This window comes from Subtercola sp. Z020 (assembly GCF_002931235.1).
Classification (GTDB): Bacteria; Actinomycetota; Actinomycetes; order Actinomycetales; family Microbacteriaceae; genus Subtercola.
Genome location: NZ_PSTT01000079.1, coordinates 1 through 13309, shown reverse-complemented (window position 1 = coordinate 13309; position 13309 = coordinate 1). Strand labels below are relative to the sequence as shown.

Sequence of the window (13309 nt, the reverse complement as noted above, 5' to 3'; positions counted from 1 at the left end):
TAACACAACCGAAACATAGCCGCCCGTACTAGAAGGCCAGAACCTGCTTAGGGTAGTCGAACGAGTGCGGGCCGAGGCCTGCGCCCAACCCACCTGTTCGGTTACAGATAGAGGTTCCTACGTGAGTAGTTCCCGGCGACGTTCATCAGCGCCCTTCCCCCGTTCCATCTCCCGAAGAAGCGCTACGATCGCCGCCGCGGCTGCCATCGTTCTCGCTGTCTCCGGCGCCGCAGGCAGTGCCGCTGCGTTCGCCCCCCAGGCCGGTTCCCTCTCGGCGGCAGCCGACCAGGCCGTCGGTTTCGTTCCGCTGCCCGGGGGGCCCACCAAGCCCGCCACCGACTTCACCGCCGGCCGCTACATCGTGACCCTCACGAACCCGGCCGCGTCGACCTACTCCGGTGGCATCGATGGTTTCTCAGCGACAAAGCCGTCTGCTGGCGACCAGATGAACGCGCGTTCCGCGCCCGTCTCGAGCTACTCCGACTTCCTCGCGGGGCGCCAGAAAGATGTGGCCTCTGCCGTCGGCGTCGACATCGACTACTCGTACACGCTCGCGCTGAACGCGTTCTCGGCGAACCTCACGCCCGAACAGGCCTCGGCCCTGACCTCGAGCAAAGACGTCTCCCAGGTGACCAAAGACGAGATCAAGCACATCACCGCCGCTGAGCCGTCGACCACCTACCTCGGTCTCGACGGTTCCACCGGTGTCTGGGCCCAGCACGGCGGCGTCGACGCAGCCGGCAAGGGCATCGTGATCGGCGACCTCGACACCGGTATCGCGCCGGAGAACCCGTCGTTCGCGGGCGACGCTCTCGGCACGGCCGCGGGTGACGAGCCGTACATCACCGACGAGGTCGACCCGAAGCATCCGGATGCGGACATCCGCTTCGACAAGGCCGATGGCAGCACCTTCTACGGTGCCTGTGTCACGGGTGAGCAGTTCGCCGCCAGCGACTGCTCGACCAAGATCGTCGGCGCACGCTACTTCCTCGACGGCTTCGGCAAGAAGAACATCGGCACCGCGGCGACCGGCGAGTACGTCTCGCCGCGTGACGGTGACGGCCACGGCTCGCACACGGCGAGCACTGCTGCCGGCAACAACGCGACCGACGCGACCATCGCCGGCGACAGCTTCGGCGACATCAGCGGTGTCGCTCCGGCCGCCAAGATCGCTGCCTACAAGGTCTGCTGGTCGGGTCCCGAACCTGCTGAGACCACCGACGACGGCTGCTCGACCGCAGACATGCTCGCCGCGATCGACCAGGCTGTGCTCGACGGTGTCGACGTGCTGAACTTCTCCATCGGCGGCAGCTCGGCGCAGACGACCGTCTCGCTGACCGACCAGGCCTTCCTCGGGGCGGCTTCGGCCGGCATCTTCGTGGCGGCCTCTGCGGGCAACTCCGGCCCCGGTGCATCCACGCTCGACAATGCGTCGCCGTGGTACACGACGGTCGCAGCGACCACCATCCCGAGCTACGAAGCGACAGCCACTCTCGGTGACGGCCGCAAGTTCGCGGGTGGATCGATCACCGTCGAGACCGGCGACAACGCTCCCACAGAGGGCGACCTCGTTCGTGCCGATCTGGTGAAGGCCGATGCGGCCAGCGCCGACGACGCGCTGCTGTGTGCTCCCGACTCGCTCGACCCGGCCAAGGTCGACGGCAAGATCGTCTTCTGCCAGCGCGGTGTCTACGACCGCACGGCGAAGTCGGCGGAGGTGAAGCGCGCCGGTGGTATCGGAATGCTGCTCGTGAACAAGACGCCCAGCTCGATCGACCTCGACGAGCACTCGATCCCGACCGTGCACCTCGACGCTCCGGCGTGGGACGCGACCTACGCGTACTCCGCCGAAGACGGCGCGACGGTGACCTTCACCAAGGGCAACACCGCCGGTGCCTCGCCCGCTGTTCCGGTGCTCGCCGGTTTCTCGAGCCACGGCCCGGTGGAGGCGGATGGCAGCGACATCCTGAAGCCCGACATCTCGGCCCCCGGTGTGGCGATCCTCGCCGCCGGCGCGAACGCCGAGGGTGAAGACCCGACGTGGGAGTTCCTCTCGGGTACCTCGATGGCTGCCCCGCACATCACCGGCCTTGCCGCTCTGTACCTGGGCGTTCACCCGAAGGCCTCGGTCGCAGAGATCAAGTCGGCCATGATGACGACCGCGGTCAACACGGTTGCTGCCGACGGTTCGCCGGTCGAAGACGTCTTCGGGCAGGGTGCTGGCAACGTCACCCCGACGAAGTACTTCAACCCGGGACTGCTCTACCTGAACGACGTTCCCGACTGGTACGCGTACCTCGAGGGCATCGGCTACGACGTCGGAGTCGATCCGATCGACGCGAGCGACCTGAACCTGGCGTCCATCTCCATCGGTTCGCTCACCGGCACGCAGACCGTCACCCGTACGGTGACGGCCACCGAAGCCGGAACGTTCACTGTCGATCCGATCGACATCCCGGGCATCGAGACCGTCGTGAGCCCCACCAGCCTCACCTTCGGTGCAGCCGGCGAGTCGCAGAGCTACACGGTGCAGTTCACGCGAACGGATGCCGCGCTGAACGAGTTCACGACCGGGTACATGACCTGGGCGAACGGTGACCAGACGGTGCGCAGCCCCATCGCGCTCCGCCCCGTCCCGATCGCTGCACCGTTCGAGGTCGACGGAACCGGAACCACGGGTTCGGTCGACGTCTCGGTCATCCCGGGCTCCGACGGCGACATCCCGCTCACCGCGGAGGGACTCGCCAAGGGCGACCTGCTCGAGGCCGACAACCAGGACGCGGGCATTCCGCTCGACGGCCACTCGGCTGTCACGCCGCTGAAGGGCACTGCGGAGTTCGCGGTGACCATCCCGGAGGGTCTCACTGCGGCACGGTTCGACCTGACGTCAATCACGACCGCTGAGGAGGGTGCTGACCTCGACCTCTTCGTCGACCAGCTCGACGCGAAGGGCAAGGTCATCGCGACCTACACCTCGGCGACGGGTGAGGCCAACGAGCGCGTCGACATCGCCGCGCCGGAGGCCGGCAAGTACGCCGTGCGCGCCGACGTGTTCGCCCTGCCGACGGACCAGCCGAACGCCGCGATGGACCTGAACGCGTACTACGTGACGCCGACGGGTGGTGCTGGTGACTTCACGGTGCCGGCCAGCATCGCTGGCACGCAGGGCCAGCCGGTCAGCTACACCGCCTCGTGGTTGAACCTCGACTACGCGTCGAAGTACCTCGGACTCGTCTCGTACGGCGACTCGGGTGTCTCGACGTTCGTCGGTGTGGTGACAGAGGCCGCGCCGGAGCCGACACCGACCCCGACGCCGACCCCGACCGGCACTGCCGGGCCGGTGCCGACCCCGACGGGCACCGCGACGGCCGCACCCGTGCCGACCGGTTCGTCGTCGCCGGCGCCCGGTGACCCGGGTGACCTGGCCAACACGGGTCTCAGCACGATCGTGCCGATCGGTGTGGCGGGCATCCTGCTGCTGGCCGGCATCAGTGCACTCATCGTGCGCCGCCAGCGTCGCAGCGCCCAGGCCGGTGGCAGTGACGAGTAGTCGCCGGTGGCAGTGACGAGTAGTCACTGCTGACGGTCGGGAGGGCCGGGTTCTGCGCTTCGCGGCGCGGGCCCGGCCCTCCTCCGTGTTCTTCCCTCCGCCCGGTGGACAGGCGTTCTCACCAGCCCCTAGAGTTCACTCAGGCAACATCCATCTCCCCGTGTTCTCGAAAGGCGCGCAATGCCGAATGATCTGGCTGACGTGCGATTCCTGACCGTTGCAGAGGTGGCCGACATGATGCGTGTCTCGAAGATGACGGTGTATCGCCTGGTGCACTCGGGGGAGCTGCCGGCCATTCGGTTCGGGCGGTCGTTCCGAGTGCCCGAGACGGCGGTGGCCGAGGTGCTGGCGCGGCCGGCGTCTGGTTCGGGTCTCGGGCCGGTCTCGGGTCTCGGGCCGGTTTCGGGCTCGGGTGGGGCTGAAAACCGGCAGGCGCAGTAGTGCGCTAGACTGCTCCGAGGCAATTTTTCCTTCTCGGTCGTTCACGGCAGCATTTCTGCCGGCCCGGCCACTCCCCAATCCTGTGAGGTACATGTGGGTTCCGTAATTAAGAAGCGTCGTAAGCGCATGGCGAAGAAGAAGCACCGCAAGCTGCTTCGTAAGACGCGCCACCAGCGACGCAACAAGAAGTAGAGCTCTCTCCTTCTGCCAATCAGCGTCAGAGCCTCTCGCCCCCGGGCGGGTCAGGCCTGACGCTTTTTGTGTGTGCCGGTGGCGGTGGCGGTGGCGGTGTTGGTGGTGGCGGGGCCGGTGTCGTCGACCGGGCGGCTCTTCCTTCGCCTGAGCTGCATGACCGGCCAGGCGCGCGCTCGCGCCTCCGCCCGCAGGGCGTCGTCGGGGTTGACGGCGACCGGATGCCCGACCGTGCCCAGCAGCGGCAGGTCGTTCGCGGAATCCGAGTAGGCCCAGCACTCCGCCAGATCGGCGCCGGCCTCGGACGCCAGTCGTCGTGCGGCGACGGCCTTCTCGGGGCCGTGCACCATCCCACCCTCGAGTCGCCCGGTGAACACCCCGTTCACGGCCTCGAAGCGTGTGCCGAGAGCTCCGGTCAGGCCGAGCCGACGGGCGATCACCTGCGCGACGATGTCGCCGGTGGCCGAGATGAGCCACACCTGGTGCCCCCGGGCGAGGTGGTCGTCGGCCTTCGCCACCACTTCGGGCCAGAGCCGCTGCATGATCTGCCGGTCGTAGACGTCTTCGCCGAGACGCTCGAGCTCCTCCTCGGTGTGGCCGCGGAGCATCGCCAGGGTGCGGGTCTTGATGCTCTCCGTGTGCTTCATGTTCTCGCCCACGGAGATGAAGCGCGCCTGCTGCCAGGCGAAGACCGCGACATCCCGCAGCGTCAGCAGCCGGAGCCGCCACGCACCGAAGCCGACGAAGTACACGGTGGCGCCGCGCACCAGAGTGTTGTCGATGTCGAAGAAGGCGATGACGGGGCCCGGCATGCTGCTCATGCTAGCGATCGCGCCTGTGGGGCCTGCGCGGCTCAGGTTTCTGCGGCGCGCTGCGTCGCTGCTCTACCGCTGCGGCGCCGCTCCGGCGGTGGCTGCCGCGTTACGATGGGGCGTGGCATCCATCGACCTGACGCTCGTCTCCAAGCCGGGATGCCACCTGTGCGACGACGCGCGGGCCGTGGTGCTCGAGGTGATCGCTGCCGTCGCCCCTCTCGCCGTCGAGTTTCGCGAGGTCTCGATCTTCGACGACCAGGCGCTGTACGACGAGCATGTGGAAGACATTCCCGTCGTGCTCATCGACGGCCGTGTGCACACGTTCTGGCGCGTCGATCCGGCGCGGCTGACGGCCGCGCTGCGTGCCGCCCCCTCCCACCCGTCGAACGCATCCCCAGGAGCAGCCTCGTGATCCGTCACATCGTCACCTTCACTCTCGCCGACCCGTCGCCCGAGAAGAGGTCAGAGCAGTCGGCCTTCGTCGCGTCGCAGCTCCAGTCGCTCGTCGGTGTGGTTCCCGAACTGCTCGCGCTCAGCGTCGTCAACGACGTCGACGCGACACCCGGCAATGCGCACGTGGCCCTGATCGCGGACTACGCCGACCAGGCTGCACTCGACCGGTACCAGGTGCACCCCGACCACGTGCGGGTCTCGGCGTCGATCAAGCCGCTCTTCTCGGGTCGCGCCGCCATCGACTTCGAGGTGTAGCGCCGAGGCGATCGCTGGGTCGCCGACCGCGCACCTCTCCTCCCCAGCTGTGGGGCTGGTGGAGTTCTCCACAGATCCGGGCCGGAGGCCGTCGACGGCAACGGCGCCGCCCTACCGTTGCCCCATGACAACGCCACGCCACTCCCTCTGGGCTGTCGCGCCGAACGATCGGCCGCGCGAGCGACTCGAGCGCCTCGGCCCGTCCGGGCTCAGCGAGGCAGAACTCGTCGCGCTCGTACTCGGATCGGGAATGCCCGGCGTCAACGTGCTCGACAGCGCTCGCTCCCTGCTCGACCAGGCCGGCGGGGTCACCGAACTCATGACGATGACCGTCGGTGAACTGAAGTCCCTGATGGGTGTCGGCGTCGCCACCGCAGGGCGGGTCGTCGCGGTCGCTGAGCTCTGGCGCCGGGCCAACGACCCACCACCGGGGCCGCTGCTCGAGACACCGCAGCATGTGGTCGCTGCCGTGCGAGCGCATCTGGCCGCCCGCGCCGCGGCATCGGCCGAGGGGGCACCAGCCGGCGAAAAGGTGCCAGCCTCGGGGTCACCAGCCGGCGGGAACGCACCAGCCGAAGGGTCACCAGCCGGCGACAACGGTCCAGCCGGTGAGTCGCCCGCGGGCGAGAACGCGCCGGCCGGGGAGTCGCCAGTGGGCAAGAACGCGCTGTTCGTGGTGGTGGCCGACGGCGAGCTGCGACTGCGCGTCGTCGTGCCACTGCCCGACAGGGGCTCGCTCGTCGCAGCTGTGCTGCACGAGGTGCTCTACCGCGGGGGTTCGGCGTTCGCCGTCGCGGTCAGGCCGACGGGGCATCCGGAACCCGACGACGGGCTCAGGGCCACGCGAGACGTTCTGAAGCTGGCCGCGGCCACCGTGGGCCTCCGTTACCTCTCGACGGTCGTCGTCACTGAGTCGGGGTGGTCGACCCTTGACTGAGCCGACAGGCCCCGGTGAGGCCGCTCGGGGAGCGGGCCGCAGCCGGCCGCCGCGGGAGTGGGCTAGGGCAGGCGGCGGTAGTAGGCGCGGGTGGCGATGCGACCGTAGCCGTCGGTGGCGGTCTGAATGACAGCCGCGACGATACCCACGAGGGAGAGAAGTGCGAAGACGGAGAGAACGATGATGAGAGCCATGAGTGAACCTTTCTGTCTCCAATGGTGCTCGCAACAACTGTTCAGCACAATCGCATTCATCTTGCGGATTCATGAAGTTGCACTACTTCTTCTGCGAAGCGTTCAGGCAGCGGGCAGCTTGGTCAGTTCTACGCTCCGTAGACTTGACGTCGTGGTAGCAAGCCAACTTCATCTCGTGCGACACGGCGAGGTCCATAACCCCGGGCACGTTCTGTACGGACGTCTGCCCGGCTTCGGCCTCTCCGATCTCGGGCGACAGATCGCCGAGCAGGCCGCCGACGAGCTCCGGCAGCGAGACCGACCCGTCTCTGCGCTGTTCGCGTCGCCGCTCCAGCGTGCCCAGGAGTCAGCGGAGCCTCTCGCGCGGGTCTTCGACCTGACCGTGCAGACCGAGTCGCGCATCATCGAGCCGACCAACCGGTTCGAGGGCATGAGCCCTGCGACGCAACGTGCCGTCCTCCGCAAGCCGCAGAACTGGTGGTGGATGTGGAATCCGCTTCTGCCGAGCTGGGGCGAACCGTATCGCAGCATCACGACGCGCATGATCGCCGCCATGCACGACGCCTATGACTCGGTCGACGGCGGAGACGTCGTGATGGTCAGCCACCAGCTGCCCATCTGGTCGACCCATCTGGCGATCACCGGCCAGAGACTCTGGCACGACCCGAGCAAGCGCCGCTGCAACCTCTCGAGCATCACGTCGTTCGAGCGCCGTGGCTCACGGTTCGTCGAAGTCGGCTACGAAGACCCTGCGGCTGTGCTCCTGGCGTCGGCCGTCGACGATGGGGCGGTGTGATCAGGATGCCCGGATCGAACTTCTCGCTCATGCCACGCTCCGTCGCCGGGCGGTCGCGGCGCCGCGCCGCCCTCGGGGTGGCTGCGTCCATACTCGCCATCGGGCTGCTGGCCGGATGCGCGAGTGACCCTCTGGCGGATCAGTACCGCAGCGGCGACAGTAAGCAATACATCGCCGGCGACGGCACCGTCACCGAGATCCCGGCTGCAGACCGCGCCGAACCCGTCTCCTTCACCGGAACCACGGAGACCGGCGCCACCGTCGACTCCTCGCAGTACCTCGGCCAGGTGCTGGTGCTGAACTTCTGGTATGCGGGCTGCGCTCCGTGCCGGGCAGAGGCACCTGCGCTCGAGCAGCTGAACACGAAGTACGACGGCAAGGGAGCATCCTTCCTCGGCGTCAATGTGCGCGACCAGCCCGCCACGGCCGTCGCCTTCGGTACGTCGTTCGGGGTGACCTATCCCTCGGTCATCGACACGAACGGTGCGGTACAGCTCGCGATGAGCGGGGTTGTGGCGCCGAACGCCGTACCCACCACACTGGTCATCGACAAGCAGGGAAGGGTCGCCGCGCGCATCCTCGGCCAGGCGACGGCCCCGAGCATCCTCGACACCCTCATCTCGACAGCTGTCGCAGAGACGAGCTGAGGCATGGTGAACCCGTTCGCCGATGCAGTGCTGAACGGCCAGCTCATCGTCGCCATCCCGATCGCGATGCTCGCCGGCCTGGTGTCGTTCGCCTCGCCGTGCGTGCTGCCGCTCGTGCCGGGCTACCTGGCGTACGTCGGCGGGCTGAGCGACCCCAGCGCGCGCAGCAATCGGCGGCGGGTACTGCTCGGCATCAGCCTCTTCGTTCTCGGGTTCTCGCTCGTCTTCGTGGCGGCGTCGACGCTGTTCGGCGCGCTCGGCGTCTGGCTGTTGGTGTGGGGCGAGGTCATCACGCGGGTGCTCGGCGTCGTCGTCATTCTGCTCGGGCTCGTGTTCATCGGGCAGTTCAGCTTTCTGCAGCGCACGTTCAAGACGAGCTGGCGCCCCGCCACAGGCTTGGCGGGCGCGCCGATCCTCGGCATCGTGTTCGGCCTCGGCTGGACGCCGTGCATCGGCCCGACGCTCGGTGCCATCCAGGCGCTCAGCCTCACCGGTGGATCAGCCTGGAGCGGCGCCCTGCTGGGGCTGTTCTACTGCTTCGGGCTCGGCGTACCGTTCCTGCTCGTCGCGCTCGGCCTCAACTGGGTCACACACACCATCACATTCCTGAAGCGGCATATTCGCCTCATCAACATTCTCGGGGGAGCGGGCCTCGTGGTCATCGGCATTCTCATGGTCAGCGGCCTCTGGACCGCATGGACCTACCAACTGCAGGCGGTGATCACAGGTTTTGTCCCGGCCATCTGATCACTACGACTCCCCGGACCCGGCTCTGGCCACACGTGCCCGAGGCGCGGCGAGCGACGACGGCAGCAGCAGCGGGGCGGGCGACGGCTCCTCGCCCGACATCGCGCAGCCTCGGCTCGGTGTCGTCGGCTGGCTGCGCTGGTTCTGGCGGCAGCTCACGAGCATGCGCACCGCGCTCTTCCTGCTGCTCCTGCTCGCTCTCGCGGCGGTGCCCGGCTCCCTCGTTCCGCAGCGCGCCGCCGACCCGAACGGTGTCACGCAGTACTTCGTCGACAACCCCGACCTCGCGCCCATCCTCGACAAGGTGCAGGCGTTCGACGTCTACACCTCCGTCTGGTTCTCGAGCATCTACCTGCTGCTGTTCATCTCGCTGGTGGGGTGCGTCATCCCGCGGGCGAAGCACCACTTCGACGCGCTTCGCGCCAAGCCGCCGCGCACGCCGGCTCGGCTCTCGCGCCTCGCCGGTTTCGAGCAGCGGGCGGCTGAGCCCGGCACCAACGGCGCAGAGGCCATCGAGGTGGCCCGCGGGATGCTCCGCAAGGCGGGCTACCGTGCCGTCGTGTTCACGGCTCCGGGCAAGAACGGCAGCGAGATCACCTCCGTGTCGGCCGAACGCGGCTACGCGCGGGAGACGGGCAACCTCGTCTTCCACGCCGCGCTGGTGGGCATCCTGATCACCGTCGGAGTCGGCGGCGGCTTCGGATTCAGCGGCCAGCGCGTGCTCGTCGAGAACGGCCAGACGTTCGTCAACACCCTCAGCGCCTTCGACTCCTTCAACCCGGGGCGGTTCTTCAGTGAGAGTTCTCTCACGCCCTACTCGATGAAGCTCGACAAGTTCACCGCGACCTACGAGACCAAGGCCGACGGCGCGTTCGGCCAGCCGCTCGACTACGACGCGGCCGTGACGACCCAGGAGCAGGGCGGCTCCGAGCAGCAGAGCGACATCAAGGTGAACTCCCCGCTGCGCATCGGCGGCACCGACGTCTACCTGCTCGGCAACGGCTACGCCCCGACGGTCACGGTGAAGGACCCGACCGGAAAGGTCGTCTTCACCGACTCCATTCCGTTCCTGCCGCAGGATGCGAGCCTCACCAGCGTGGGCGTCGTCAAGGTTCCCGACGGGCTGAGCCAGCAACTCGGCATGATCGGCTTCTTCTACCCGACCCAGGCGGTGTCGACGACCGGCGCCTACTACTCGACCTACCCCGACGACGACTACCCCGTACTGACGCTGAACGTGTACCAGGGCGACCTCGGACTCAACGGAGGAACCCCCACCTCGGTCTACTCCCTCGACACCGACACCCTCTCGCAGCTGACCGGCGGCAGCACGGGCGTCGCATCGATCGAGCTGAAGCCGGGCGAGAGCACGGCACTGCCGAACGGGCTGGGCACGATCAGCTTCGACAACGTCGCGCGGTACGCATCACTCGACATCCACCACGACCCGACACAGGGTTACGTGCTGCTCTTCGCCTCGCTCGCGCTGCTCGGCTTGCTCATCTCCCTGTTCATTCCGAGGCGGCGGGTGTGGGTCAAGGCGACCGAGCGCGCCGACGGCTCCGTGACCCTCGAATATGCCGGCCTCGCGCGCGGCGAAGACCCCCGGTTGGTGCCCGCTGTCGCCGATCTGGCCGAGCGTCACGCCAAATTGTTGGCGGGCCGCGCGGTGCCCGAAACTAACGCTTAGGCTGTGATCGTGACGCAAACCATCGACGAGTACTCCGTCTTCTTCCTCTACGCCGCCATGGCGGTGTATGCGTTCGCGTTCATCGCGTTCGCCCTCGACCTGGCCCGTCGTTCGGCCCAGGTGGGCGCCGGCAACGAGGTCGGTGTCGACGGTTCGGTCACGACGCGCGAACGTGTGCTCGAGACGGTGGGCGCGGGTGGCTCGTCTGCCGTGTCCGGCTCGGTTGCGACTGCCGCGCCGGTCGGCGTCGGTGGGTCGGGCGCAGCGCGCAAGGGTCTGTTCTCGCGTGGTGGGGGAGCCGAGGCATCCCTCTCCGCCTCGGGCGACGGCGCAGTCACGAAGCGCTCGCTCAGCCTGCGGCTCGGTGTCGCCTTCACGCTGATCGGCTTCCTGCTCGAACTGACGGCCGATGTGCTGCGCGGCATTGCTGCCGCCCGCGTGCCATGGGCCAACATGTACGAATTCTCGATGACCGGTACGGTGCTGATCGTCGGGGTGTTCCTCGTCGTGATCACGCGGGTCGACCTGCGGTTCCTCGGAACGTTCATCACCGGTCTCGTGCTCATTCTGCTCGGTGTCTCGACCGTCAACTACTACGTCGGTGTGGCCCCGCTGCCGCCGGCGCTGCAGTCGGCGTGGCTGGTGATCCACGTGTTCGTGGCGAGCCTCGGCACGGCATTCTTCGCGCTCGGCTTCGCGCTGTCGGCGATCCAGCTCGTACAGTACCGCCGTGAGGCCATCGGCGCCGGGGCCCGTACTCTCAAGCTGAAGTTCATGGCGTCGCTGCCGGACTCCAAGCGCCTCGAGAACCTCGCCTACCGCGTCAACATCGTGGGCTTCGTCTTCTGGACGTTCACGCTGATCGCGGGCGCGGTGTGGGCGGAGCGCGCCTGGGGCCGGTACTGGGGCTGGGACACCAAAGAGGTCTGGACCTTCATCATCTGGGTCATCTACGCCGGCTACATCCACGCGCGCGCCACGCGCGGCTGGCGCGGTTCGCGCTCGGCAGTGCTCGCGATCATCGGTTTCGCGGCAGTGCTCTTCAACTTCGGCATCGTGAACGTCTTCTTCCACGGCCTGCACTCCTACAGCGGCCTGTAGGCCGCGCCGCTTCGGCCGCCCGCCGTCGTCCGCCGCTCCTCGCAGCGCCGCCGCCCCGTCGGCTGGCCCGCCCGCCCCGCGCAGCGCCGCCCCGCGCCCTCTTCTTCGCGGGACGCGTCGCTAACCGAGGATGAGGGTGCCGTCGGGTCGCTCTACAGGCGCGTGATACGCGTGTTCCTCCGGTGCGCGAGTTGACGTGCGCTGCTGCTGCCGCTGCCGCGTGATCGGGCGCGCACCCGCGGCCGCGAGCCGCTTCCATCGCGCGACATGTCCGTAACCGAGGATGAGTGCACCGGTGGGTCGCTTTGCGAGCGCGTGTTGCGCCTCATCCTCGGTTACGCGCGTTTGAGGCGCCGCTATGAGGACGGTGGCGCATTGGATCCGGCGTACGGGTGGCCAGCGCGCTGCGCGCGGTGAGGAGGGCGTGCACGCGGGCGAGGCGGGCGCGCCACCAGGCGTCGCGGTCGGCGGGCGCGAGGGAGAACTGCACGAGAGACTCGTCGAGCTCGGGGCGCTGCACCGCGATCGAACCGTCGACGGGCACGAGCGGTGATGCCGTGACGTCGGCCTGGAGGAGGGCCGCCGTGGCCAGCCCGCAGTCGTATTCCAGTTCGGGAATGCTCGCGGCGAGATGTGCCCCCATCGCTATACCGATCGACGTGTCGAGCGCCGACGACACGACCACCGGCAGCCCCGCCCGCTCGACGATCTCGAGCGCCGAGTGGATGCCGCCCAGCGGCTGTGCCTTCACGACCAGCAGGTCGGCGGCGCCGCGGCGAGCGACGTCGAGTGGATCATCCACTTTCCGAACGCTCTCGTCTGCAGCGATCGGTATGCCCATGTACTTGACCCGCTGCCGGATCTCCCACAGATCGTCGACGCTGGGGCACGGCTGCTCGATGTATTCGAGGTCGAACTCGGCGAGGCGATGGATGGCATGCTCAGCCTCATCGACGTTCCAGCCGCCGTTCGCGTCGAGCCGGATGCGTCCGTCGACACCGAGGTAGTCGCGCGCGGCGCGCACCCGTGCGACGTCGTCGTCGAGCGTCTGACCGCGTTCCGCGACCTTCACCTTGATCGTGCGGCATCCCGGGTAACGGTCGAGCACGGCCGCGACATCCTGCACCGCCACCGCCGGCAGCGTCGCATTGACCGGGATGCGGTCACGGAACGCTGGGGGAGTCGTCGACCAGCCGAAGTCGATGGCCGCCGCGAGCCAGGCGACGGCCTCGTTGTCGTCGTATTCGAGGAAGGGGGAGAACTCGGTTGCGCCCTCGGGGCCACGGAGGATCATGGCCTCGCGGGCATCCACCCCCCGGAATCTCGTGTTCAGCGGCAGCGAGACGACGCTCGCGAGGTCGAGCAGTTCTGGCAGCGTCGGCAGGGGGTGGGGCATTCGGGTCATGCCCCATTGTCGCCTGCCGCGCGATGCGGGGTGCGCGGGGTAGCCCGGGTGAGTCGTCGCGGTGACCGCCGCGCCCCGGTCGCAGA

14 protein-coding genes are annotated in these 13309 nt (G+C 68.2%); 11 read left to right on the top strand and 3 right to left on the bottom strand.

All coding sequences use genetic code 11. From position 1 onward, the window contains the following. The first annotated feature begins 121 nt into the window (after positions 1 to 121). From C5B96_RS10630 to C5B96_RS10620, 3 genes are all read left to right on the top strand, one after another. Positions 122 to 3550, top strand: a complete 3429-nt coding sequence (locus C5B96_RS10630; protein ID WP_233189135.1) for a S8 family peptidase — start codon at positions 122 to 124, stop codon at positions 3548 to 3550. Positions 3551 to 3730: 180 nt separating this feature from the next. Beyond that, on the top strand, positions 3731 to 3991 hold the full coding sequence (locus tag C5B96_RS10625; protein WP_233189134.1) for a helix-turn-helix domain-containing protein: 261 nt from the start codon (positions 3731 to 3733) through the stop codon (positions 3989 to 3991). A gap of 93 nt (positions 3992 to 4084) precedes the next feature. Continuing rightward, positions 4085 to 4183, top strand: a complete 99-nt coding sequence (locus tag C5B96_RS10620; RefSeq protein WP_003792170.1) for a 30S ribosomal protein bS22 — start codon at positions 4085 to 4087, stop codon at positions 4181 to 4183. A gap of 50 nt (positions 4184 to 4233) precedes the next feature. On the opposite strand, the gene C5B96_RS17155 is transcribed toward C5B96_RS10620, so the two are convergent. Beyond that, a complete protein-coding gene (locus C5B96_RS17155; protein WP_158507166.1) occupies positions 4234 to 4995 on the bottom strand; it encodes an HAD family phosphatase in 762 nt (253 codons plus the stop codon). Positions 4996 to 5116: 121 nt separating this feature from the next. On the opposite strand from C5B96_RS17155, the gene C5B96_RS17385 reads away from it, so the two are divergent. The 3 genes from C5B96_RS17385 to C5B96_RS10600 all read left to right on the top strand — a co-directional run bounded on the left by C5B96_RS17385 (position 5117) and on the right by C5B96_RS10600 (position 6643). Further along, entirely contained in the window at positions 5117 to 5410 is a 294-nt protein-coding gene (locus C5B96_RS17385; protein WP_104245368.1) for a glutaredoxin family protein, read from the top strand. Next, the gene (locus tag C5B96_RS17380) at positions 5407 to 5706 is read left to right on the top strand and encodes a Dabb family protein (RefSeq protein ID WP_158507165.1); all 300 of its coding nucleotides are present in this window, start codon (positions 5407 to 5409) and stop codon (positions 5704 to 5706) included. Before C5B96_RS17385 ends, C5B96_RS17380 begins: the two co-directional genes overlap by 4 nt. 124 nt (positions 5707 to 5830) lie before the next feature. Next, entirely contained in the window at positions 5831 to 6643 is an 813-nt protein-coding gene (locus C5B96_RS10600; protein ID WP_104245336.1) for a UPF0758 domain-containing protein, read from the top strand. Positions 6644 to 6705: 62 nt separating this feature from the next. Here the strand turns inward: C5B96_RS10600 and C5B96_RS17980 are convergent, their stop codons facing one another. Next, positions 6706 to 6837: a hypothetical protein gene (locus C5B96_RS17980; RefSeq protein WP_255414729.1), complete on the bottom strand. Its 132-nt coding sequence runs from the start codon at positions 6835 to 6837 to the stop codon at positions 6706 to 6708. A 151-nt stretch (positions 6838 to 6988) separates the two neighbouring features. On the opposite strand from C5B96_RS17980, the gene C5B96_RS10595 reads away from it, so the two are divergent. From C5B96_RS10595 to ccsB, 5 genes are read left to right on the top strand one after another with little or no spacing between them, the layout of a single operon-like run. Next, the gene (locus tag C5B96_RS10595) at positions 6989 to 7633 is read left to right on the top strand and encodes a histidine phosphatase family protein (RefSeq protein ID WP_104245335.1); all 645 of its coding nucleotides are present in this window, start codon (positions 6989 to 6991) and stop codon (positions 7631 to 7633) included. 29 nt (positions 7634 to 7662) lie between these two features. Further along, complete coding sequence (locus C5B96_RS10590; RefSeq protein ID WP_104245366.1) at positions 7663 to 8280, top strand: TlpA disulfide reductase family protein; 618 nt, start codon at positions 7663 to 7665, stop codon at positions 8278 to 8280. A gap of 3 nt (positions 8281 to 8283) precedes the next feature. Then, complete coding sequence (locus C5B96_RS10585; protein WP_104245334.1) at positions 8284 to 9027, top strand: cytochrome c biogenesis CcdA family protein; 744 nt, start codon at positions 8284 to 8286, stop codon at positions 9025 to 9027. After that, positions 9011 to 10717 carry a cytochrome c biogenesis protein ResB gene (locus tag C5B96_RS10580; RefSeq protein ID WP_369826466.1) on the top strand — a complete coding sequence of 569 codons (1707 nt, stop codon included), beginning with the start codon at positions 9011 to 9013 and terminating at the stop codon, positions 10715 to 10717. Before C5B96_RS10585 ends, C5B96_RS10580 begins: the two co-directional genes overlap by 17 nt. Before the next feature lie 6 nt (positions 10718 to 10723). Beyond that, the gene (gene ccsB, locus C5B96_RS10575; protein ID WP_233189140.1) at positions 10724 to 11818 is read left to right on the top strand and encodes a c-type cytochrome biogenesis protein CcsB; all 1095 of its coding nucleotides are present in this window, start codon (positions 10724 to 10726) and stop codon (positions 11816 to 11818) included. A gap of 325 nt (positions 11819 to 12143) precedes the next feature. Here ccsB and C5B96_RS10570 read toward each other — a convergent pair whose 3' ends face one another. Continuing rightward, positions 12144 to 13223, bottom strand: a complete 1080-nt coding sequence (locus C5B96_RS10570; protein WP_233189133.1) for an o-succinylbenzoate synthase — start codon at positions 13221 to 13223, stop codon at positions 12144 to 12146. Positions 13224 to 13309: the final 86 nt, after the last annotated feature.

What these genes read in the sequence shown, in the direction of transcription:
- C5B96_RS10625 (WP_233189134.1), top strand. Translation starts at nt 3,731, where the DNA reads ATGCCGAATGATCTGGCTGACGTGCGATTCCTGACCGTTGCAGAGGTG.
- C5B96_RS17155 (WP_158507166.1), bottom strand. Translation starts at nt 4,995, where the DNA reads ATGCCGGGCCCCGTCATCGCCTTCTTCGACATCGACAACACTCTGGTG.
- C5B96_RS10600 (WP_104245336.1), top strand. Translation starts at nt 5,831, where the DNA reads ATGACAACGCCACGCCACTCCCTCTGGGCTGTCGCGCCGAACGATCGG.
- C5B96_RS17980 (WP_255414729.1), bottom strand. Translation starts at nt 6,837, where the DNA reads ATGGCTCTCATCATCGTTCTCTCCGTCTTCGCACTTCTCTCCCTCGTG.
- C5B96_RS10590 (WP_104245366.1), top strand. Translation starts at nt 7,663, where the DNA reads ATGCCACGCTCCGTCGCCGGGCGGTCGCGGCGCCGCGCCGCCCTCGGG.
- C5B96_RS10585 (WP_104245334.1), top strand. Translation starts at nt 8,284, where the DNA reads ATGGTGAACCCGTTCGCCGATGCAGTGCTGAACGGCCAGCTCATCGTC.
- C5B96_RS10570 (WP_233189133.1), bottom strand. Translation starts at nt 13,223, where the DNA reads ATGACCCGAATGCCCCACCCCCTGCCGACGCTGCCAGAACTGCTCGAC.